23 protein-coding genes are annotated in these 22970 nt (G+C 35.8%); 11 read left to right on the forward strand and 12 right to left on the reverse strand.

Annotated elements, in window-relative coordinates; genetic code table 11:
• The first annotated feature begins 56 nt into the window (after positions 1 to 56).
• The 3 genes from ACFJGY_RS10870 to ACFJGY_RS10880 all read left to right on the forward strand — a co-directional run bounded on the left by ACFJGY_RS10870 (position 57) and on the right by ACFJGY_RS10880 (position 4528).
• Positions 57 to 1583, forward strand: coding sequence for a SulP family inorganic anion transporter (locus tag ACFJGY_RS10870; protein ID WP_379963776.1), 1527 nt, complete (start codon positions 57 to 59; stop codon positions 1581 to 1583).
• A 715-nt stretch (positions 1584 to 2298) separates the two neighbouring features.
• Positions 2299 to 3897 carry a peptide chain release factor 3 gene (locus tag ACFJGY_RS10875; protein WP_379963778.1) on the forward strand — a complete coding sequence of 533 codons (1599 nt, stop codon included), beginning with the start codon at positions 2299 to 2301 and terminating at the stop codon, positions 3895 to 3897.
• Positions 3898 to 3970: 73 nt separating this feature from the next.
• Positions 3971 to 4528 carry a DUF4956 domain-containing protein gene (locus tag ACFJGY_RS10880; protein ID WP_379963780.1) on the forward strand — a complete coding sequence of 186 codons (558 nt, stop codon included), beginning with the start codon at positions 3971 to 3973 and terminating at the stop codon, positions 4526 to 4528.
• Here the strand turns inward: ACFJGY_RS10880 and ACFJGY_RS10885 are convergent.
• The gene (locus tag ACFJGY_RS10885; RefSeq protein WP_379963782.1) at positions 4525 to 6414 is read right to left on the reverse strand and encodes a PEP/pyruvate-binding domain-containing protein; all 1890 of its coding nucleotides are present in this window, start codon (positions 6412 to 6414) and stop codon (positions 4525 to 4527) included. The two genes, ACFJGY_RS10880 and ACFJGY_RS10885, sit on opposite strands and share 4 nt — an antisense overlap.
• A gap of 207 nt (positions 6415 to 6621) precedes the next feature.
• Between ACFJGY_RS10885 and ACFJGY_RS10890 the strand changes: the two genes are divergently transcribed.
• Entirely contained in the window at positions 6622 to 7563 is a 942-nt protein-coding gene (locus ACFJGY_RS10890; protein WP_379963784.1) for a DUF4349 domain-containing protein, read from the forward strand.
• 58 nt (positions 7564 to 7621) lie between these two features.
• Here the strand turns inward: ACFJGY_RS10890 and ACFJGY_RS10895 are convergent, their stop codons facing one another.
• Positions 7622 to 8152, reverse strand: coding sequence for a hypothetical protein (locus tag ACFJGY_RS10895; protein WP_379963786.1), 531 nt, complete (start codon positions 8150 to 8152; stop codon positions 7622 to 7624).
• Between the two features lie 224 nt (positions 8153 to 8376).
• Here ACFJGY_RS10895 and ACFJGY_RS10900 point away from each other — a divergent pair, with 224 nt between their 5' ends.
• The 7 genes from ACFJGY_RS10900 (at position 8377) to ACFJGY_RS10930 (ending at position 13522) form a co-directional block, all read left to right on the forward strand.
• On the forward strand, positions 8377 to 9048 hold the full coding sequence (locus ACFJGY_RS10900; protein ID WP_379963788.1) for a MarR family winged helix-turn-helix transcriptional regulator: 672 nt from the start codon (positions 8377 to 8379) through the stop codon (positions 9046 to 9048).
• A gap of 3 nt (positions 9049 to 9051) precedes the next feature.
• Positions 9052 to 10521, forward strand: coding sequence for a phytoene desaturase family protein (locus ACFJGY_RS10905; protein ID WP_379963790.1), 1470 nt, complete (start codon positions 9052 to 9054; stop codon positions 10519 to 10521).
• An 89-nt stretch (positions 10522 to 10610) separates the two neighbouring features.
• Positions 10611 to 11447 (forward strand): phytoene/squalene synthase family protein, encoded by an 837-nt coding sequence (locus ACFJGY_RS10910; protein WP_379963792.1) that lies wholly within the window; start codon positions 10611 to 10613, stop codon positions 11445 to 11447.
• Positions 11444 to 11893: a hypothetical protein gene (locus ACFJGY_RS10915; RefSeq protein WP_379963794.1), complete on the forward strand. Its 450-nt coding sequence runs from the start codon at positions 11444 to 11446 to the stop codon at positions 11891 to 11893. The genes ACFJGY_RS10910 and ACFJGY_RS10915 overlap by 4 nt, the downstream gene beginning before the upstream one ends.
• A 2-nt stretch (positions 11894 to 11895) precedes the next feature.
• Positions 11896 to 12369, forward strand: coding sequence for a hypothetical protein (locus tag ACFJGY_RS10920; RefSeq protein ID WP_379963796.1), 474 nt, complete (start codon positions 11896 to 11898; stop codon positions 12367 to 12369).
• Positions 12366 to 12824 (forward strand): beta-carotene hydroxylase, encoded by a 459-nt coding sequence (locus tag ACFJGY_RS10925; protein WP_379963798.1) that lies wholly within the window; start codon positions 12366 to 12368, stop codon positions 12822 to 12824. The genes ACFJGY_RS10920 and ACFJGY_RS10925 overlap by 4 nt, the downstream gene beginning before the upstream one ends.
• Positions 12824 to 13522 carry a lycopene cyclase domain-containing protein gene (locus ACFJGY_RS10930; RefSeq protein WP_379963800.1) on the forward strand — a complete coding sequence of 233 codons (699 nt, stop codon included), beginning with the start codon at positions 12824 to 12826 and terminating at the stop codon, positions 13520 to 13522. Before ACFJGY_RS10925 ends, ACFJGY_RS10930 begins: the two co-directional genes overlap by 1 nt.
• 26 nt (positions 13523 to 13548) lie before the next feature.
• On the opposite strand, the gene ACFJGY_RS10935 is transcribed toward ACFJGY_RS10930, so the two are convergent.
• The 10 genes from ACFJGY_RS10935 to ACFJGY_RS10980 form a co-directional block, all read right to left on the reverse strand.
• A complete protein-coding gene (locus ACFJGY_RS10935) occupies positions 13549 to 14013 on the reverse strand; it encodes a hypothetical protein (RefSeq protein WP_379963802.1) in 465 nt (154 codons plus the stop codon).
• A 51-nt stretch (positions 14014 to 14064) separates the two neighbouring features.
• Complete coding sequence (locus tag ACFJGY_RS10940; protein ID WP_379963804.1) at positions 14065 to 14637, reverse strand: Crp/Fnr family transcriptional regulator; 573 nt, start codon at positions 14635 to 14637, stop codon at positions 14065 to 14067.
• Between the two features lie 62 nt (positions 14638 to 14699).
• On the reverse strand, positions 14700 to 15356 hold the full coding sequence (locus ACFJGY_RS10945; RefSeq protein WP_379963806.1) for a Cof-type HAD-IIB family hydrolase: 657 nt from the start codon (positions 15354 to 15356) through the stop codon (positions 14700 to 14702).
• A gap of 10 nt (positions 15357 to 15366) precedes the next feature.
• Positions 15367 to 15498, reverse strand: coding sequence for an HAD hydrolase family protein (locus tag ACFJGY_RS10950; RefSeq protein ID WP_379963808.1), 132 nt, complete (start codon positions 15496 to 15498; stop codon positions 15367 to 15369).
• A 57-nt stretch (positions 15499 to 15555) separates the two neighbouring features.
• Positions 15556 to 16608: a UDP-glucose--hexose-1-phosphate uridylyltransferase gene (locus ACFJGY_RS10955; protein ID WP_379963810.1), complete on the reverse strand. Its 1053-nt coding sequence runs from the start codon at positions 16606 to 16608 to the stop codon at positions 15556 to 15558.
• Positions 16592 to 17779, reverse strand: coding sequence for a galactokinase (gene galK, locus ACFJGY_RS10960; protein ID WP_379963812.1), 1188 nt, complete (start codon positions 17777 to 17779; stop codon positions 16592 to 16594). Before galK ends, ACFJGY_RS10955 begins: the two co-directional genes overlap by 17 nt.
• Before the next feature lie 241 nt (positions 17780 to 18020).
• A complete protein-coding gene (locus ACFJGY_RS10965) occupies positions 18021 to 18974 on the reverse strand; it encodes a transketolase family protein (RefSeq protein WP_379963814.1) in 954 nt (317 codons plus the stop codon).
• Between the two features lie 301 nt (positions 18975 to 19275).
• Entirely contained in the window at positions 19276 to 20124 is an 849-nt protein-coding gene (locus tag ACFJGY_RS10970; RefSeq protein ID WP_379963816.1) for a transketolase, read from the reverse strand.
• A 3-nt stretch (positions 20125 to 20127) separates the two neighbouring features.
• On the reverse strand, positions 20128 to 20781 hold the full coding sequence (fsa, locus tag ACFJGY_RS10975; RefSeq protein WP_379963818.1) for a fructose-6-phosphate aldolase: 654 nt from the start codon (positions 20779 to 20781) through the stop codon (positions 20128 to 20130).
• Between the two features lie 119 nt (positions 20782 to 20900).
• Positions 20901 to 22934 carry an alpha-glucuronidase gene (locus ACFJGY_RS10980; protein ID WP_379963820.1) on the reverse strand — a complete coding sequence of 678 codons (2034 nt, stop codon included), beginning with the start codon at positions 22932 to 22934 and terminating at the stop codon, positions 20901 to 20903.
• Positions 22935 to 22970 lie beyond the last annotated feature (36 nt).

Raw genomic sequence — 22970 nt, forward strand, 5'->3', positions numbered from 1 at the left:
TATTTAAAGTTAATTTCCGCTAGTTTTTATTTATATTTTCACGTTTTCAAATTTTTATGCAGAAAGTTCTTAACCTTTTTGATTTTTCTCAAAAAGTAAATTATAAAAACGAAATTTTCGCAGGACTCACGGTCGCTATGACAATGATTCCAGAATCTTTATCGTTTGCTATTCTCGCAGGTTTTTCTCCTTTGACGGGTTTGTACGCCGCTTTTATTATGGGATTGGTCACTGCAATTTTAGGCGGACGGCCAGGATTGATTTCCGGCGGCGCTGGTGCAACCGTGATAGTTTTGATTCCGTTAATGATCTCTCACGGCATCGAATACGTTTTTGCAACGGTAGTTCTGGCTGGAATTATTCAGATTTTTGTTGGGATTTTTAAGTTTGGTAAATTTATCCGATTGGTTCCGCAGCCTGTGATGTACGGTTTTGTGAATGGTTTGGCGATTGTCATTTTTATGTCTCAGATCAATCAGTTTAAAGTTCAGGGTTCGGAAAGTTGGCTGTCGGGAAATCCGTTGTATATAATGCTCGGTTTGGTAGCGTTGACGATTTCTGTCATTTTAATATTTCCAAGATTGACAAAGAAGATTCCAGCGTCTCTGGTGGCGATTGCTGTTACTTTTGCATTAGTAACAATCTTCGGAATTCACACCAAAACTGTGAACGATATTGCTAATATTGCAGGCGGTTTTCCACCGTTTCATATTCCGAATGTTGCGATGTCTTTTGAAGTGTTGAAAATCATTTTTCCATTTGCCTTAATCATGTCAACGGTTGGATTGACGGAAGGTTTATTGACTTTAAATCTGGTTGACGAAATCACGAATACAAAAGGAAACAGCAACAGAGAATGTGTTGCACAAGGAACAGCTAATATTCTGAATGGATTCTTTTTTGGAATGGGCGGTTGTCCGATGATTGCTCAGACTTTGGTGAATCTTTCAGCCGGAGCAAGAGCCAGATTATCCGGAATTATCGCAGCTTTGGTCATTCTTTTCATCATACTTTTTGGAGCGCCTGTGATAGGAAAAATGCCTGTTGCTGCTTTGGTTGGTGTTATGATCATGGTTTCTGTCGGAACATTTGAATGGGCAAGTTTCAAGGCAATAAAGAGATTTCCAAAATCTGATATTTTTGTGATGGTAGTTGTGACTTTAATTACCGTTTTCCTTCACAATCTTGCTTTGGCGGTTTTGATCGGTGTTATTATTTCTGCTTTGGTTTTCGCTTGGGAAAGTGCAAAAAGAATCCATGCTAAGAAATATGTTGATGAGAATGGCGTGAAGTATTACGAGATATTCGGTCCTTTATTTTTTGGTTCTACGACTACTTTTGCTGAGAAATTTGATGTGGCAGATGATCCAGTAGAAGTTATAATTGATTTCAAGGAAAGTCGTGTTGTTGATATGTCTGCAATTGATATTCTGAATAAAATTACGGAACGTTATCAAAATCAAGGTAAAACTGTTCGGTTGAAGCATCTGAGTCCAGATTGTTTGCGATTGATAAAGAATGCGGAAAATGTTGTTGATATTAATATTATTGAGGATCCTGAGTATCGAGTTTTGAGGGATTAATTTTTATAAAGAATTTTAGTTTTTAGGGTCTTCGAGAGCCTCAGACTGACAACGTTTTGCGTTATAATACTTTTGAGGACACGGAATATGGAGCTTTGAACGATTGATATCTTAAGGAATTTTAGTTTTTATGGGTCTTCGAGAGCCTCAGACTGACAGTTTTTCAATTATAGAGGATCCTGAATATCAGGATTGAAGGATTTATTTTTTATAAGGAATTTTAGTTTTTATGGGTCTTCGAGAGCCTCAGACTGACAGCGTTTGCGTTATAATACTTTTGAGGATACGGAATATGGAGCTTTGAACGATTGATTTTTTATAAGGAATTTTAGTTTTTATGGTCTTCGAGAGCCTCAGACTGACAATGCTAATGTAACAGACCTTTCCATTGGTTAGGTCTTCGACTTCGCTCAGACTGACAAACTTAAAATTAAAATATTAGTTCTACAACTGTCACACTGAGCGGAGTCGAAGTGTTTCATATTTAGAATTACAATAATCGTTTTTGATGGAAGGCTACTTTTACAGACAAAATCCTTAGCCCCGATTGCAGTGGAAATCCTTTTTTGCGTCTGCTGAAAGTTCTATTTAGAGAGAAAACGTCTTGCAAAAAAGATTGCAACGGAAAGCGGGATCAAGCTCCTAATTAATATTACGAAAACTCGATTTTCAGAATCCAACAAAAAACACGATTTTTGCAGTCTCAAATTTTATTATGTCTTTAGAACAAGAAATCAGCAGGAGAAAAACTTTCGGGATCATCTCTCATCCCGATGCGGGAAAAACGACGCTTACAGAGAAACTTCTTCTTTTTGGAGGAGCGATCCAGGAAGCGGGCGCGGTAAAATCCAACAAGATCAAAAAAGGAGCAACCTCAGATTTTATGGAGATAGAGCGTCAAAGAGGGATTTCTGTAGCGACCTCGGTTTTGGCTTTTGAATATAAAGGTCATAAGATCAATATTTTGGATACGCCAGGTCACAAGGATTTTGCTGAAGATACTTACAGAACTTTGACCGCTGTTGATTCCGTAATTGTCGTGATCGATGTTGCAAAAGGCGTTGAGGAACAGACGGAAAAACTGGTTCAGGTTTGTAGAATGCGTAACATTCCAATGTTGGTTTTCATCAATAAACTGGATCGTGAAGGTAAAGACGCCTTCGATTTGCTGGATGAAGTGGAACAAAAATTGGGTCTTCGCGTGACGCCACTTTCTCTGCCAATTGGTATGGGAGCTGATTTTCAGGGGATTTATAATATTTGGGAAAAGAATATCCAATTGTTTTTGGAAGAGAAAAAACAAAAAGTTGGTGAGGCGATAAAGTTTGATGATATCAATGATGCTCAAATCGATGAGTTGGTTGGTGCAAAAGCCGCTGCGACACTTCGTGAGGAATTGGAATTGGTGGAATCTGTGTATCCGGAATTTGACCGAGACGATTACATGAAAGGCGATCTGCAACCGGTTTTCTTTGGTTCTGCTTTGAATAATTTTGGGGTTAGAGAATTGCTGGATGCTTTCATCGAGATTGCTCCGAAGCCTCAGCCCAAAGAAAGTTCGACAAGAATTGTAAAACCGGAAGAGAAAAATTTCACCGGATTTGTGTTCAAAATTCACGCAAATATGGATCCGAAACACAGAGACCGTTTGGCGTTTGTGAAAATCGTTTCCGGAACATTCAAAAGAAATGAAAATTACCTGCTTGTAAGAGAAGGCAAAAAAATGAAGTTCTCCTCTCCCAACGCTTTCTTTGCAGACAAAAAAGAAGTAGTTGACGAGAGTTTCCCAGGCGATATCGTTGGACTTCACGACACAGGAAATTTCAGAATTGGCGATACTTTGACGGCTGGCGAAAAGATCAGTTTCAAAGGAATTCCTAATTTTTCTCCAGAACATTTCCGTTATATCAATAATGATGATCCATTGAAAGCGAAACAGCTAGCCAAAGGAATAGACCAGCTGATGGACGAAGGTGTTGCCCAGCTTTTCACGTTGACAATGAACAACAGAAAGATCATCGGAACGGTTGGAGCACTACAATACGAAGTTATCCAATACCGTTTGGAGCACGAATATGGTGCAAAATGTAACTATGAACCAATCGGAATCCACAAAGCTTGTTGGGTGGAGGCTGATGAAAGGTCTGAGGAATTCCAGGAATTTGCGCGATTGAAGCAGCGTTTCTTAGCTAGAGATAAATATGATCAGTTGGTTTTCCTGGCAGATTCATCTTTCACGATTGTGATGACGCAGGAGAAGTTTCCGAATGTGAAACTGCATTTTATCAGTGAGTTTGCGACAGCTGTTGATTAATAAATAAGCCTCAATTGATTGAGGCTTTTTGTTTGATTTCTTTAAAATCATATCTTTAGAGAAATTTATTAATTTGGAAACACAAGAGATCATTGAGCGTTTTGGAATACTTTGTATTTCAATTTTCGCCATATATTATTTTACGAATAAAAACAGAAGGATCAAATTACATCCGTTATTCAGTCTTGTCAGTATCTGTACATTCTTTATGTGTCTGATTTTCACAGAGGTTGAGATGAGCGTCGGGATTGGTTTCGGTTTGTTTGCGGTTTTTTCAATCTTGCGTTTCCGGACAGAAAGTTTTTCTATACAGACTGTAATTTTTCTGTTTGTATCGATTACGCTTTCTATGCTTGATATTCTTCTGCCAATCAATCATTTGGAATTATTAGCCGGCATTAACCTCGTCATCGTGCTTTGCTACATTTACCTTAATTTTCTTGAGAAAAAAACACCTTCATCATCTGAAAAAAATGTGATAGAAATTATTGCTTCCACAGATTTTATGGTCCTGGATGAAACTAATAAAAAACTATTTTTGTCCGAAAGAATCCAGTTCAAGACTTTCAGCTATCAGATAAAAACAATTAATTTGATTGATAACATTGTTATAATTAAAGTTTCGTATTAATCCATATAAGCCCTAGCTTGTTTGATATAGAGCGTCCTGTTTTCGCCAACAATTTTGAATTCGATATCCAAAGGCATTGGTTTGTTGGCGATTTTATACTTCTTCCAAAGTGTATACATTTTACCTTCGATCTTTGGAGAAATTTTGAATAGTGTTTCAATTTCCGAACTTTTCAGGATTGGTTTTTTATCATTAAGACTGGATGTGGAGCGGTAATCAACACTCAGCTTATTATCCAGATAATTGAAGTTATGAACATAAAATTCGTCGCAGGTTATGCCAATTTCCGGCTTAACTACTGATTCTTCGCCTTTCTGAACATTGACTGTAATACCTTGATATTCTTTTCGATAAATATTTTTGGTAATGAGAACGCCATTTGCCAATTCATCAGGAAAAGAACGGTGAACCAAAATTCCCATTGCGCAGGAAAGATGATCGATATTAAAAATCTCCCGCTCGTGGAAAGCTCTTTCGTTCCAAAAACTTGCCCAGACATCAAGGATTGCTTTTTCCACCGTTTTTATCGAGTCGCCAAGAATCGCCGATTTTGAATCATACAAACCAGCGCCATTGAAGCCTGCAAGATCTTCCGCATTGGTAGAAGAGCGGAATTTGAAATTTTTAAATTGATTTTGTTGGCTTAAAGTATTTGTTATCAATCCAATAAGTTCTGGATTGACTTTCGATTTTTTTATAGTTTTTCTTAATGCCTTAAGTTTTTCATCAATTAATTTTATCGAATCTTTTGGTGTTGAAAGAATGTCATTAATCTCTTTATCAAAATGATTATTCCTGATATGTTCATCATAATAAAAAAATGGAATGGCGTAAGTAAATTCGGGCGTTTTAAAAGATTTCACTTCCTTTTCTACGATCTTCAAAAGTCCAAGATTGGTCGCTTTGGAACCTATAATATTTTGTGGATTTTCCGGCAGAGTTTTGCTCAGATCAACAAAATCTTTTACATCAAGATTTTTTTTAAGGGTAATTCTAGGTTTTATTTTATCAATTTTGATTGGTTTTGTAGTAACAGACAGTTTATAATTGTCATCCGTAACAGTCAGTTCGACTTTTTTATCAATCAAATTATTAATCTTAGTTTTTCCAAAAACTTCTGTATCAACATACAGTGGAATATTCCTATTTTTTGCAAGCAAAACCAAATGACTCAGCGGCGTCTGAAATTCAGTAACGATAATTCCTTTTACATTCGGGATAATTTCTGGCGTAGAATTGATGATGATGATTTCGTTTTCTTTTGGATAAAATTTCGGGTTTGATTTTAAGTCATATTTCTTTAAGATTCCAATCGTACTACCCTTTTCAATAGATTGTTCGGTAAGATTTTGGAAAATAAAATCAGAATAAACTGTCGGAATTTTCAAAGGTTGCTTTTGGTTGAGTGCAATCAATCTTGGCGTATTGAGATAAAATTTGACCTTAGAACCGAAAAACACATTTTTCTTAATCTCATTGAAGAAAAATACGATTAATTGTGCATCCATTTGATCCGAAGCAGCCAATTCCAGAACCCAGTCATCAGATTTTTCTATATAATTAAGATTTCCCAATAGGAAGGACCTATAATTGGTTTCGTTATAACTTTCCTCATTGAAATCGCCTAAACCTTTGGAATATCCCAAAAACTCTTCGCAAAAATTATGATGGTATTTGTATTTGATACTGTTGAAAAAGTAAATTTTCTTTGCAGAATAATCATAAACAACTTTTACAGATTTGATATTGGTAAATTTATCCGTCAGCGGTTTTCCTGCCAGATTTATAAATTGCTGTTTCTGTGTGATGGAATGTACGAAATCCTTTTGAGCAAAGAAAAGTAAAGTATTAAAAAAATAAAGCAGTATCAATAATTTCTTCATCATCTTAGTTTTGTGAAAGCAATTTAGAATTTAATTCCTGAATTTATTCTTTTTTCTATTTCAAAATTTAATTATTTCTTGTAAATCAATTGTAAAATAATTTTAAATTATTGATATACAATTCATTAAAACATTACAAGAACAATTCATTTCATTTACAAAATTAATCTTTGATCACGGCGGTAGTTTTACATCATAAAATTATTCAAAATGAAAAAATTAATATTGACCGCAGCAGTTCTGAGCACATTGACAATGTGTAAGAAAGCAGATTTAGAACAGGCTAATAATACAATATCCAGTACGGATTCATTAGTTGACAAAGTTTCAGAAAACGTAGAGAAATTTGATTCCGCAGCCAATACAATTGTAGATTCAGTCAATCTGAAAGCAAAAGATCTTATCAAAAATAAAGAAGAAATCGAGAAAGCTTTTGACAACAGCAAACAGAAAATTGATTCTATTGCAGATGATGTTGCGAAATTCAAGAAAGATATTGATGATAAAAAGATCAGTTCCAATATTGATTCCGTTAAAAATTCTATCAAAAAAGAAATCTCAAAACCGGGAAAAGAAATCGTTACCAAAATCATCTATAAAAACAGACCGAAAGAAATAGTAACTCCTAAACCATCATTAATGGTAAAAAAAGGTTCTTTGGAAATAAACGTTGACGATATCTCAACAGCAAAATATCTGGTTCAGAACGAAATAAGAAAATATGACGGAACTGTAAAAACTGAAAATCTAATCAGTAATGACGAATTCCAAACTTATTACATCACGGCGAAAGTCCCTTTGCAGAAATTCGATTATTTGTTAGAAGATCTGGCAAATTTGGGAATTGTAAAAAATAAAAATGTAGAAATCATTGGAGATCATTATAGCGAAAATAGACTTTGCAGTCTGGCAATCACTCTATATGAGAATAATAATGTGGCGACAATTGAAAATGAGAAAGATAAAAGCTTCGGAGAAAGATCTGTAGCAGCTATCTCTTCCGGCTGGAATGTCATTGGAGGCATCCTATTATTTCTTCTTCCCTTCTGGCCATTATTCTTGATTGCAGGATTTGGATATTACTTTTACAAAAAGAAAAAAAGCAAAACCCAAGATCAACAAGAAAACAAAGAGACAGGTGAGAATCTCTAAAATGAAAAAGACGCTTATTTTAAGCGTCTTTTCTTTAATCCATCGTGTATCTGTGTAATTAGTTCATTAGGCTTTTGCTCAGGTTAAGTGCATCTTGGTTTGAACCGTCATATTGCAAAGATTTTGCGATATATTGTTTTGCTTTTTCCTTATCCGTATCCTTATCCTGGAAAGCAATAAAGAAGTAAGCATAAGCCAAATTCTGCTTGCTGGCTTCTATTTCCGCTGGTTTTACTTTAGCAATATATTGCTCATAAGCAGCTTTTGCACCCTCATTATTTTTAGCGGATTGATTGGCATAACCAATACTGTAATATGCTGGTGCCCAATCTGGGATTAATGTTGTAATTTTATTCCAGGTTGCAATTGCAGAAGTCCAATCGGCTGCATCCTGATAAGCCGTTGCCAAAGCCACCAGGCTCTGCGTATCATCTGGTTTTGCAGCAACTTTTTGTTTTAGACCTTCGATTGTAGGATTTGCACTAGCAGCAGTTTGCGATGTTTCTGCCGGCGTAGTTGCGGTTGTTTGTGCATTGATATAACCAGTGGTTAATAATGTTAATCCAAAAAACAAGCTTTTAATTTTCATTTCCGTTTTCATAACTTTTTTGTTTTAATGTTATTACTTATGCGACAACAACGATTCCAAAATACCTATTTTTTTTCAAATATTATACTTTTTAAGATTCAGTTAACAGAAAAGTGGCGATAATTAAGAAATTTTAAAACAATTGTTTAAATTAAAATTATTAGTTCATAAATAAACTTTTGGTATAAAAATTAGTACATTTACGTACTAAAAATAACACAAAAATGAACTTTGGTTTAATTAAGGATATCATTCAGCTGATGGAAGATTTTGATTCTGATAACAAAAACAAAATCTACTCTTCTGATTTAGAAGGTTTTAAAGATTGGATTGTGGATGAAAAAATCAATAACAAAAAAGATACAACAGAGTCCATCTGGCACGGAAAAGAACACGGAAGATCGCCTGAAAGTGTCATCAATACTATGCTGGTTCATCTCAACCGTTATGCAAAAAGCTATTCAAAATCGGCAATTTCGGGATCAGATTTTAAAACTCAGGATGAATTCAGTTATCTGATTAATCTAAAAGCATTCGGTTCTATGACAAAAATGGAATTGATTAAAAAAAATATTCATGACAAATCTTCAGGCATTCTTATCATTAACCGCCTGATAAAACAAGGATGGATAGCACAAACAGATTCTGAGACAGATAAAAGGTCCAAAGTTTTAAAAATAACAGAAAGTGGACAAATTGCTTTGGAAAACCAAATGGATAAAATAAGAAGTGCAACAAGTATAGTGACTGGAAATCTGGAACATTCGGAGAAAATGGAATTGATCAGGATATTGGATAAATTAGACAAATTTCATCAGCCAATATTCTCACGAAATATCGACAGCCAAAACCTTTTAGAAACTGTCCGCAACGAATATTCCTTAGGAAAAAATTAAAATATGAAGAAAAAAATAGCCATCATAGGTTCTGGATTTTCAGGTTTGTCTGCCGCAGCTTATTCCTCAAAATTAGGATGTGAGGTTCATGTTTTTGAGAAGAATAGCAGTATTGGCGGTAGGGCAAGGAGTTTTCGCACAGAAAATGGCTATACTTTTGATATGGGCCCAAGCTGGTATTGGATGCCGGACATCATTGAAAATTTCTTTAATGATTTTGGAAGGAAAGCATCCGATTTTTATCAATTGGTGCCACTCGATCCGCAGTTTGAGATGGTTTTCTCTGATGGTTTGATGGCGATTCCTCAGGATTATCAAGCGATGAAAACATTATTTGAGGAAACAGAAAAAGGCGCAGGAAAAAAACTGGACGATTTTATGAAAGACGCGCAGTTCAAATATGAAGTCGGAATGAAGGATTATGTAACCAAACCTTGTAATTCGTGGCTGGAATTTGTTTCTCTCAAGATTTTGAAAAGTGCTTTCAGTATGGATCTGCTGACAGATTTCCACAACTTTGTCCGGAAATATTTTTCGCATCCAAAGTTGATTACTCTTATGGAATTTCCTGTCATTTTCCTTGGTGCAGCACCAAAAGATATTCCTGCTTTATACAGCCTGATGAATTATGGCGGTTATAAATTAGGAACCTGGTATCCGATTGGCGGTTTCATAAAAGTGATTGAGGCAATGCAGGAAATTGCTGTTCAGCAAGGTGTTGTATTTCACTTCAATGCTAATGTTGAGCAAATCATCATCAAAGATAAAAAAGCAAATGCTTTGCTTGTAAACGGAGAGAAAATTGAATTTGATTCCGTTATAGCATCTTCAGATTATGAACATACCGAAAGTAAATTACTTGCGAAAGAATATCGAAATTACGATGAAGATTATTGGGAAAAGAAAACGTTTGCGCCTTCTTGCCTGATATTTTATCTCGGAATAAAAGAAAAAATTCAGAATCTGAAACATCATACTCTTTTTTTTGAAAATGATCTGGATCTACACACAACAGAAATCTACAATGACAAAAAATGGCCTTCAAAACCATTATTTTACGTTTGCTGTCCATCAAAAACGGATCAAAATGTAGCACCGGAAAATTGCGAAAATTTATTTCTGCTAATGCCAATTGCAACAGGAATAGAAGATTCTGAACAAGAAAGAGAAAGATATTTTCTTGAAATGATAAGCAGATTGGAAAAACATACCAACACATCCGACCTCATCTCGAAAATCGAATATAAAAGAAGTTACTGCATTGATGATTTTAAACAGGACTATAATGCTTACGCAGGAAATGCTTACGGCTTAGCCAATACACTATCCCAGACTGCAGTTTTAAAACCTTCTCTCAAAAATAAAAAAGTAAAAAACCTCTTCTATACAGGACAATTAACCGTTCCCGGCCCAGGTGTTCCGCCAAGTATCATTTCCGGAAAAATTGCCGCATTAGAAGCCCATAAAAATTGAGTTCATTATGAAATCGATACTAATAAAATGTTCTTCAAAACACCAAACCGGACAAAAATTGAGTATGACCATAAATAAATGAAAACTATATGAAAAAATTATTTGACGAACTTTCATTCAAAGTAAGTAAGGAAACCACAAAAAAATACAGCACAAGTTTTTCATTGGGCATTATGGCATTGTCTTCCAAGATCAGAAATCCCATCTACGCCATCTACGGTTATGTAAGACTGGCGGATGAGATCGTTGACAGTTTTCATGGTTTTAACAAAAGGAAATTGTTAACCAGATTTCGAAATGATACTTTTCTGGCATTAGAAGAAAAAATCTCGCTCAACCCTATTCTGCAGTCTTTTCAAGAAACTGTTGACAGATATCAGATTGACCATGAGCTGATCAGGCAGTTCCTAAGGAGTATGGAGATGGACCTTCACAAGATCGATTATAATTCTGAACTTTATAAGGAATATATACTAGGATCGGCAGAAGTTGTGGGTTTGATGTGCCTTCACATCTTCGTCAATGGAGATAAGCAGGAATTTGAAAAATTAAAGCCTGCAGCGATGATTCTGGGATCCGCTTTTCAGAAAGTGAATTTTTTGCGTGATATGAAGGATGATTACGAAATTTTGGGACGGACTTACTTCCCGAATGTTGACATTGCGGCATTCGATAATAAAGTAAAAGCGGAAATTGAAGAAGAAATTAATTTTGAATTTCACGAAGCGCTGGAAGGTATCAAAAAATTACCTGCGTCATCACGGTTTGGTGTTTATCTTGCTTTCAGATATTACTTATCTTTATTTAAGAAGATAAAAAAGACTTCTGCCAGTAAAATTATCAATCAAAGAATCAGGATTTCCAACAGCAAAAAGATAACGCTGATGATGGGTTCATATTTAGAATACAAAATGTTCTCTATATGAGAATGTTGAGCTTTATGATATTATTTCCTATTTTGATGAGTGCACAGAATTTTGATCTGGAAAAAATAAGAATAGATTACCATAATGCTATTACGGAAAAAGAAATATGCAGAGAAATGCTGCAAAAATTTGAAAAAAACGATAACAAAGACATTTATTTGGCATATTATGGTGCATTACAGGCAATTTGGGCAAAGCACACCAACAATCCCTTTGAGAAGCTAAAAAGTTTTAACAATGGAAAAAGAAATCTGGATATTGCTATAAGCCAGAAGCCTGATCTTTTTGAGGCAAGATTTCTGAGATATGCCATACAAAAAGAAAGTCCATCGTTTTTGATGTACAAAAATTATATGAAGGAAGACAGGGATTTCCTTATTAAAAATATAGGGGAAATTCAAAATCCTTTTCTGAAAAAAATGGGTTATGAAATTTTAAAAAATTAAAAATGATACACAGACTTTATAAAGAACAACAATTGAACTGCGACATAGAAACGGCGTGGAATTTTTTCTCTGCTGCAAATAATCTGTCAGTCATAACACCTCCTGAGATGAAATTCACAGTCCTTACAAAACTTAAGAATGACGAGATATTTGAAGGAATGATCATTGATTACACAGTTTCGCCACTGTTTAATATTCCTATGAAATGGCAGACAGAAATCACTCACGTTGATTTCCAGAAAAGTTTCACAGATTTTCAACAGAAAGGACCTTACAGATTATGGAATCACTTCCACGAGTTTATTCCGACTGATGATGGTGTTCTGATAAAAGACACGGTAGATTATGAACTTCCGCTTGGGTTTTTAGGTGATATTGCGCACCAGCTTTTTGTAAAGAAAAAATTGGAAAATATCTTTGATTTCCGACACGAGGTTTTGGAAGTAATGTTTAATAATCACAAAAAAGCATCATGAATTTTCTAATTGTCCTCATCACATTTTTCCTTATGGAAGGTTTTACCTGGACCGTTCACAAGTATGTCATGCACGGTTTTCTATGGTCTCTGCACCGCGACCATCACGATCACAGCAGTGATCCACCGTTGGAAAAAAATGATTATTTCTTTGTTATTTTTGCGATTCCGGCGATTCTGTTAATGTATATCGGAACGATGAATAATTTCGATGTTTATTTCTATATCGGAATCGGGATTACACTCTACGGAATGTCGTATTTCTTTGTTCACGACATATTTATTCATCAACGTGTGAAATTTCTAAAAGACACGAAAAACCCTTATCTACTTGCAATAAGACGCGCTCATAAACAGCATCACAAGCATATTAATAAGGAAGAGGGCGAATGTTTTGGATTTCTTTGGGTTCCGATAAAATATTTCAAAATGTATTTTAATAAAGATAAAGCTTAATGTTACCATACACTTATCTGCTGATTAATTTTTTTACAGTCATTATCTGTTTTATATTTTCTTTTCATCCGAAAATTAAATTCAACAGGCATTTTGGTGCGTTCATAAAATCGGCATTATTGGTAGGTTTTGTATTTGTATTATGGGATATCTGGTTTACAAAAAATGGTGTTTGGTGGTTTAATTATCGATATTTAACAGGCGTTAAAATTTCGGAATTACCAATAGAAGAAGTTTTGTTTTTCATCTGTATTCCTTTCTCTTGCGTTTTTACTTATTTCTGTCTGGACAAATTCTTCAAATTGGACTGGAAACCATTTCCTGAAAAGATATTTGTAATCGTTTCCATAGTTTTTTATTTAGGAATGGCTGTATATTTCCATGACAGGATTTATACTTTTGTCACTTTTTCTACAGCATCAATCTGTCTGTTGATCTTATATTTTGTTTTGAAAATACAATGGATTGGAAAAGCTTCTTTTATCTATTTGATTTTAATGCCTGGATTTTTGGCAGTTAACGGAATCCTTACCGGAACAGGCCTTGACTCTCCTATCGTCAATTATAATCCTCAAAATTTTATAGGCTTAAGGATCTTTACAATTCCGATCGAAGATGTTTTCTACGGCTACGAAATGATCTTATGGAATTTGTATTTTTTTGAGAAATTTAAGAAAAAAGAGATTACAGATACATGAAAATGTCGTAATTACACAAGCTTATCTTAAATAATTATTTCAGACTTAATTACTGCCAAATATGTCCATACAATAAATAGAATTTGAAGCGGTATCCTAAACCACAAATATCCAAGTCCATTGCCATCAAAAGTTTCTTTCTGATAATCAATTTGTTTTATTGATGCATAGATATTTGAAGGAAGGATAAGTATAAAAAATATGATTAACAGCCACGCTGAGATAATTTTCAAATCGGGAATAAACAGTCCTGCTGCAAAAGCAATTTCTATAATTCCTGTTAAATAAACCATTTCGATTTTATAGGGGATAAAATCAGGCAGCATCATTGCCATACCTTTGGTAAATGCGAAATGTGCGACGGCCGTGAATATGAGCATGACAGACATTGCAATTCTGCCGGATAATGCAAATTCATAATTATTCCAAAATAATTTTGTTACCAACAGTGAAATGCAAAATACACTAAGTAAAACAATTAAAGGTTTCATCTTTTTTCAGCAAAATTCGGCAAATTCAGAAATACAAACAATGAATATATGTTAAGACATGTTTCTCCGTATCCTGCTTAATGTTTGTGGCGTAACACCAATATAAGAAGCTATTTGTTTCAATGGGATTTCTTTAATTAGTTTTGGTTGCTCAGAAAATAATTTGACATACCGCTCCTCGGCTGTTTCTTTCAAAAGAGAAAGCTCCCTTTTGAATTTTTTGAGAAAAAGATCTTCACTTGCAAAACGTCCTACCTTATTTCCAATTTGTGTTTCATCATAAATAACCTGAAGATCTTTGTAATCAATTCTCCATAGCACTGTTTTGGTCAAAGTTTGACATTCGTATTCTGAGGGCATTCTGGTCAAGAAGCTATCATAAGCACTCGCGAAACCATCAGCAAAAACAAAAGCAAATGTAAGATCGTTTTCAATTTTGGGAATATAAAATCGGATAATTCCTGTTTCAACAAATGAAAGATAATTTTCCGTTTGTCCTGTTTTTAATAGAATATGATTTTTAGGGAATTCCTGCCTTGTTAATTTTGAAGAAAAAATCTGCCAGTCAAGATTGGTCATTTTAATTTTAAATGCTGTTTCAAAATAATGCCGAATGATTTCCATCTATCAAAAATAACATTTTAAGTTTATAAACTCAACTCTAAAATGTAAAATTCGGTTTGTAATTATGGTTTTAAATAATTTCTAATTATTTCCAATACACCAAATTCATCATTAGAAAGAGCAGAAAAAGAGGCAACCTCTTTCACAGAAGAATGAGCATTTTCCATAGCATAAGAATACTTTGATTTTTGTAACATGGCAATATCATTCATATAATCGCCGAATGCCATCGTTTCGGAGGGTAAAATATTTAATTTTTTTTGAAGAATTTCTAATGCTTTTCCTTTGTTGATATTTCGGTTCATAATATCAACCCAATATTTTCCAGAAACGACGACTTCTAGATTTCTATTTTCAAAATGTTTGAGGTAAGGATAAAGGTTTTCTTCAGAGCCTTCGGGATGATATATTGCAATTTTAAATGTGTTATCCTCTAATTTGCTTGTTAAGTCATCTATCTTTTGGTTTTCTGTATAATATCTTGTAAAATAATTGACGAATTTTTCATCATCACTTTCATAATAAGCTTTTTTCTTAGCAGACAACACTGCTCTTGCCCCAGGAATTTCACGAATGGTCTCGATGATTTCCTTAACAAATGAATCTTCTAATTTATCTGCAAACAATTCCTCATTTTTATAAATCACATATCCCCCATTTTCAGCTATAAATCCAATTTCGTTTTCAATTTCTTTAAAATATTGAGTAATTCCTGGCATTTGTCTTCCACTAGCGGGAACAAAAAGGATATTTCTTTTTTTTTAGTTCTTCATAAACCGCAGGAAAATCTGAACTGACTTCGTAGTTTGAGTTAAGAAAAGTACCATCCATATCAGTGACAATCAGTTTAATATCTGTCATATAACTATTTTTTTGAAAAACCAACTGAATAAATTGGTATTAATTAAAAAGGTTCTTTTATTTATCGGCTTTATAATGGACAAGCGAAAGGTTTTTCAATATCTCGGCGCTTTGTTCCGGCGTAATATCTCTTTGAGGTTCAGCAAGCATTTCATACCCAACCATAAATTTTTTCACTTCTGCATTACGCAGCAATGGCGGATAAAAATGCATATGAAAATGCCACTCTGGATGAGGTTTTCCATCCGTTGGAGACTGATGAATTCCTGCTGAATATGGAAATGAAATTTCAAAAAGATTGTCGTATTTTGTAGTTAAATTTTTAATAATCTCAGCCAATGAAAGCTTTTCTGAATCAGAAAACTGCAGAATATTTTCCGCTTTTATTTTGCTGATAATCATTGTCTCGTAAGGCCAGACTGCCCAAAACGGAACTAATGCGACAAAATCCTCATTTTCAAGAATGATTCTTTCTCCGGCTTCTAATTCTTTTTTGACATAATCTTCCAGAAGCGAACTTCCGTTTTTGTCGAAATATTTTTTAAGATTTTCCTGCGTTCTCAAAACTGTCGACGGAATCGAAGACTGCGCCCAGATCTGTCCGTGCGGATGCGGATTGCTGCATCCCATCACGCTTCCTTTATTTTCAAAAATCTGAACGTGATTGATGTAATCTTCAGAACCTAAATCTTTATATTGCTCTTGCCAAACGTCTACCACTTTTTTTATATCATCGACTTCCATTTCCGGTAAATTGAGACTATGATTTTCCGAAAAACAAATGACTCTGTTGATACCACGTTCCGGCTTTAATGAAAAAAAATCAGATTGTTCTTCAGAAAATTCAACATCATCTTTCATCAAAGAACCAAAGTCATTGTCAAAAACAAAAACACCTTTATAGTCAGGATTTTTTTCACCATTTACACGCACATTTCCAGAACACAAGTAACAATTCGGGTCGTGAGCTGGAAGTTTTTCTTCAGCAACTTTTTCAGTTTGTCCCTGCCAAGGTCGGTTGGCTCGTTGTGGGGAAACCAAAATCCACTCATCCAAAAGTGGATTGTATCTTCTGTGTGGGTGCTGCTTTTGATTAAATGACGAATTCATTCCTTTTGTATTCTCTAATTCCATCTGATATTTTTACACGGTACACTTTCATTTCGATGTCAAAAGCTGCTTTGTATTTTGCGCTGATATTTTTAATCACATCATCCACATTTTCATCTTTTATAAGATTGATGCTGCATCCGCCGAAACCACCGCCCATTATTCTTGCACCCAAAACGCCGTTTTCTTTTAAAGTTTCTTCCACCATAAAATCCAGTTCTTCACAACTCACATCAAATTCAGTAGAAAGTCCGGAATGTGTTTCGATTAGAAGTTCTCCCAAATATTTCACATCGCCTTCTGATAAAGCTTTTGCAGCTTTTTCTACTCTTTTTATTTCTTTCAAAAGATACAAACATCTTTTGTAAGACGTCTCTCCAATTTCTGCCCTCACTTCATCCAGCATTGAAAAGTTGAAATCTCTGAATTTCTCTATTTCAGGAAACTTTTCCCACAAAACTTTTTTCCCGTTATCAACATCTTTTCTTCGGTCGTTGTAGCCGGAAGTCAGATGCGTATGTTTTACACAACTGTCGAAAAGCACCAGACTGTAAGCTTCGATATTAGCTTCAAAATACTGATGTTCCAGAGAATTGCAGTCGAGCATAATTACTTGGTGTTCTTTACCAAAAACGGATGCAAATTGGTCCATAATTCCACACTTTACACCAACAAAGGTATGTTCGGATTTCTGACCAATCAGTGCCAATTCTTTTTTAGATAAATTCAAATTAAAAATCTGGTTGAGAATATAGGCAAATCCACATTCCAAGGCTGCCGAAGACGACAAGCCGGAACCCATCGGAATCGTACTGCTGAAGGCAATCTGCAAACCACCGATCTCTTTCCCGATTTCCTGAATGGCATTGAAAACGCCAAGCAAATAATTGACCCAGGTCTGCTCAACCGGAGTCTGCTTTTGATGAATATTAAAACTAAAAGATTCATCAAAATCTTTGGCAAAAAAAGTACAATTTTCTGAGTCGTCCACCTTTTTTACAGCAAAACAAATATGTTTGTCGATGGCGGCAGGAAGAACGAAACCATCGCTGTAATCAACGTGTTCACCGATAATATTAATTCTTCCCGGCGCCAGAAAAAAACTTTCAGGCTCAGATTGAAAAACTGATTTAAACGCCTCTTTGGTATGATTGATTAATTTCTCCTGCATAGATGACTGCAATTTATGGCTTTTTTATAATATATTTTGGCTAAAGCCAATTTAATTATTCATATTAAAAACGGGCTAAAGCCCGTTTCTATTGATATTCTAGTAATGTTTAAATAGAAAACGCATAAGGCACAAGCTCAGCCTGACACCGCTTAAAATCGGATGCTTGTAGTAGAAATGTCACGCTGAGCTTGTCGAAGCCTTTGTGTATTATTATTTGTAATGAATATTTAAAAATTAATTATTTTCTTTTCATTACTTTTTTTGCAGCCTCCACGATGTCATTAGCGGTCAATCCATATTTTTCCATCAGTTGGTCTGGAGTTCCGCTTTCTCCAAAACTGTCGTTTACGGCAACATATTCCTGAGGCGCAAGATGTTCCGTAATCAGCAGCTGCGCAATGCTGTCTCCCAAACCACCTAATCTGTTGTGTTCTTCCGCTGTTACAACGCATCCTGTTTTCTTTACTGACTTTAAAATTGCTTCAGTATCCAAAGGTTTGATGGTGTGAATATTAATAATTTCGGCATCAATTCCCTGCTCTTCCAGGATTTCCCCGGCTTTTATCGCTTCCCAAACCAAATGTCCGGTGGCGATGATGGTTACGTCTTTTCCTTCATTGACCATCCAGGCTTTCCCTATTTCGAATGTTTGATTTTCGTCTGTAAAAACAGGAATCACAGGTCTTCCGAAACGCAGATAAACCGGACCTTCATAATCAGCAATGGCAATTGTTGCCGCTTTAGTTTGATTGTAATCGCAAGTATTGATAACGGTCATTCCGGGAAGCATTTTCATTAATCCGATGTCTTCCAGAATCTGGTGTGTTGCGCCATCTTCACCTAAAGTCAATCCGGCGTGAGAAGCACAAATTTTTACATTTTTATCGGAATATGCTACCGACTGACGAATCTGGTCGTACACTCTTCCGGTAGAAAAGTTGGCAAATGTTCCCGTGAACGGAATTTTGCCTTCGATAGCTAAACCAGCTGCGATCCCAATCATATTGGCTTCGGCAATTCCAATCTGGAAAAAACGTTCCGGTGCTTTTTCGATGAATTTCTCCATTTTCAAAGAACCGATAAGGTCGGCGCAAAGTGCTACGACCTCAGGATTTTTATCTGCCAGTTCTGCAAGACCGGCTCCGAAACCGCTTCTGGTATCTTTTTTTTCTGTGTAGGTATATTTTTTCATTTGATTAATCTGTTGATGTTTTTTTTAAACGCAAAGAGCGCAAAGATTTTTTTTTAACTTATTGGGAATATTTTTCGTTCGCAAAGGCGTTTGACTTCGTCGAATCTTCGATTTCGCTCAGCAAAGAATTTATTAGTTGATCCTTACTAAAATTAACGTTTTATTGGAACAACGAATTGCTCGCAGCCCGACTTGAGCGGAAATCCTTTTTTGCGTGGTCATCAAGTTCTATTAAACTGAAACCGTCTGCAAAAAAGATTGGGAGCGGAAGGCGGATTAAGCTGCCCTAATAATTTAATGTCTAATAATCGCCCAAAGTTTCTTCGAGTTGGTCTAAAGCTTTTGCCAGTTGCTCATCGTTAGGCGCTTTTCCGTGCCAGGCATGGCTTCCCATCATATAATCGACACCGTGACCCATTCCTGTTTTCAGGAGAATACAAATAGGCTGACCTTGTCCTGTTAATGATTTTGCCTCGTCCAGAACGTTGAGAATTTCTTGCATATCGTTTCCGTTTTCCACTTCGAGAACTTTCCAGTCGAAGGCTTCAAATTTGGTTTTAAGATTACCTAAAGAAAGGACTTTGGAAGTCGGACCGTCAATCTGCTGACCGTTGTAATCGATGGTTGCAATTAAATTATCAACCTTATTGTGAGAGGCGTACATTATGGCTTCCCAGTTTTGTCCTTCCTGCAATTCGCCGTCGCCGTGAAGCGTGAACACAAGATTTTTATCTTTATTCAATTTTTTTCCGACTGCGTGACCGATTGCGACAGACATTCCCTGTCCAAGAGAACCGGAAGCAATGCGAACTCCCGGAAGATGCTCGTGCGTTGTTGGATGTCCCTGTAATCTTGAATTCAGTTTTCTGAAAGTTGCCAGTTCTGACTTATCAAAATAACCTGCGTGCGCCAAAACGCTGTAAAAAACAGGAGAAATATGACCATTGGAAAGATAAAACGCATCTTCACCTTTGGCTTTCATATCGAAGCCTTCTTTTCTTTTCATCGCATCAAAATAAAGAGCGACCAGAAAGTCTGTGCAACCCAACGAACCGCCGGGATGACCGGATTGACAGGCGTGAACCATTCTTACAATATCCCTTCTGACCTGCGAAGCGATGTGATTAAGTTTTGAAATATCGTGTTCCATAAATTATTGCATTTTTTGTGAATCTTTGACGAACTGCTCCAGTCCAGAATCAGTTAAAGGATGTTTTAACAAGGAAAGAATCGGCTGAATCGGACAAGTCACGACATCTGCACCAATTTTTGCGCAATTGATGATGTGCATACTGTGTCTTACTGATGCTGCTAAAATCTCTGTTTCGTAGCCATAATTATCGAAAATAAGACGGATTTCTTCAATAAGATTCAAACTGTCTGTTGAAATATCATCCAGTCTTCCCAAAAACGGAGAAACGTAGCTTGCTCCGGCTTTCGCTGCCAAAAGTGCTTGTCCGGCAGAGAAAATCAAAGTACAGTTGGTTTTGATGCCTTTGTTGGAAAAATATTTGAGAGCTTTTACACCGTCTTTTATCATTGGAATCTTCACAACGATATTTGGATGGATTGCGGCAAGAATTTCGCCTTCTGCAATCATTTCTTCGTAAGTTGTGGATAAGACTTCCGCAGAAATATCACCGTCTACAATTTCGCAAATGTCTTTGTAATGTTGCAAAATAGCTTCCGTTCCGCTGATTCCTTCTTTTGCCATTAAAGATGGATTGGTTGTAACGCCATCCAGAATTCCCAAATCGTTTGCTTCTCTTATCTGCTCTAAGTTGGCAGTGTCAATAAAAAATTTCATATGTAGATTTTTATTTTTGTTATTGAATTTCTATTTAAGTGTCAAATTTACACTTAATAAATAAAACAAACAATTTCCTGTCTTAAAAAGATTCAGAAAGTTGTTGCTTAAATTTTTATTTAATTGTGATGACCCATCGGGAGTTTGATTTTCTTCAAATCCTCCAGTTCGTGAACCGGTCTTTCGATATCATAAGGAATTGGCATTTTTGAAAATGTCTGGAAATACAGCAGACACGCATCTTTCCACCAAACGGCATCTTTTGCCTGAATTTTTAATTTTGATTGAACTTCGGTAAATCTTTCTTCATCTACGTAAGGCTGGATTTTATCCCAAACTTTTTGATAGTCACGGACATTTTTCACGCCCGTATCATATTTGTAAGAAAGTTCTTCCCACAAGGTTTTCCCGTCTTTCATCTGATAATCCCACGGAACGTGATGAAACCAGAGAATAAGGTTTTCGGGAGTCGTTTTGATATTTCCGTAGATGTCGTTGAGTGGAGGAAAATATTGTGAAACAGCATTGCTTCCTGTTTTGGTTCTGTCAAAACCTAAACCCTGCGTATTTGCCTGATGATAGTATACCGGTGACCAGTCTGCTCTCGTACCTTTATAGTCACCCCACGGTTCCGGTCCGTAATGGTGCATTCCTGCAAAAATATGGTGCAAACCAAGTGGCATCATATAATCTACCGCCGTTTCCCTTGAAGTGAGCATCATTTGTTTTACAGGATTGAGGAATTTTTCGTTGTCAGTGAAGGTCATTTTAATCCATTCGTTGGCAATCTGTTCCGAAGTCAAATCGTTGTTCCAAGCTAAACGTCCGAAAGCATACCAATTGGCCTGTGCAAAATGATGACCTGTCCAGTTTTTATCTTCCCCAATGTTTGCAACAGCAGAAATTGCGGTTAATTTTGCAGGTCTTAAAGTTCCGTCTGTAATTTTCGCAATTGTAGAACCTTTTCCGTCAGAATAAGTATCACTGTCCAAAGTTTCCTTGAATAAAGGAGCAAGGTAAACCAGATGATTGGCTTGCCCTAAATATTCCTGAGTAATTTGAAATTCAACCATTTCGGAAGTTTTTTTCAAAGCTCCGAAAAGTGGATTAAACGCTTCACGAGGCTGAAAATCAACAGGTCCGTTTTTAATCTGAACAATCACATTATCTCTGAATTTCCCGTCTAGCGGAACAAATTCCAGATAAGCCTGTTTTGCACGGTCTTCTTTGCTCGGACTGTACACAAACGCTCTCCACATTACGATTCCGCCATAAGGTTTCAAAACGTCAGCCATCATATTGGCGCCGTCTGCGTGGGTTCTTCCGTAATCCTGCGGACCAGGTTGTCCTTCCGAATTGGCTTTCACTAAAAATCCACCAAAGTCCGGAATTAATTTATAAATTTCGGAAGCTTTGTCTTTCCACCATTTTTGAACATCTTTATTTAAAGGATCTGAATTTTCCAATCCGCTTAAAACTTTAGGCGACGAAAAATTGACTGATAAATAAACTTTGATTCCGTAAGGTCTGAAAATATCTGCGAGAATTTTTACTTTTTCAAGATAGTCTTTACGGAGCATATTTGGTGAAGCATTCACATTATTGAGAACGGTTGCATTAATTCCAATCGAAGCGTTGGTTCTTGCATACTCTTCGTACCTCGGCGAAATGGTGTTCGGCAAATCTTCCCATTTCCAAAGCGAATGCCCTGCATAACCGCGTTCAATGGTTCCATCCAGATTATCCCAATGGTTGAGAATTCTGACATTATATGATGGTTTTTCGGTAATATTCAAATTTGTAGTTGTCGAATTGGTTTGCTGCAAACGTAGAATATGATAAACCCCATACAACAATCCGATTTCTTTTTCGGCTGAAATGACCAGTTTATTCTGAACTGATTTTATGGTATAACCGCCTTTTAGATTTTTTAATGATTTGTCTGTCCGAAGTTCAATTTCCTGACCTTGCCAATGATTCATTAGTTCTTTTTTGGCGATATTTAAAGTCGGATTGTTTCCTTTGGAAATGATTTTAGCTGCTGAAATTCCATTTTTAGCCGGAAATCGAAGCCAAAGCTGACTTCCGTCTTCTGCAAAAATCGTTAATGGAATCATTAGAAATAATAGGATATACAGTCGGAAATAGCGCATTAGATTTTCTTTTAATTTTTATTTAAATAAGTTTTG

It is taken from the genome of Epilithonimonas sp. UC225_85 (assembly GCF_042695135.1).
GTDB lineage: Bacteria > Bacteroidota > Bacteroidia > Flavobacteriales > Weeksellaceae > Epilithonimonas.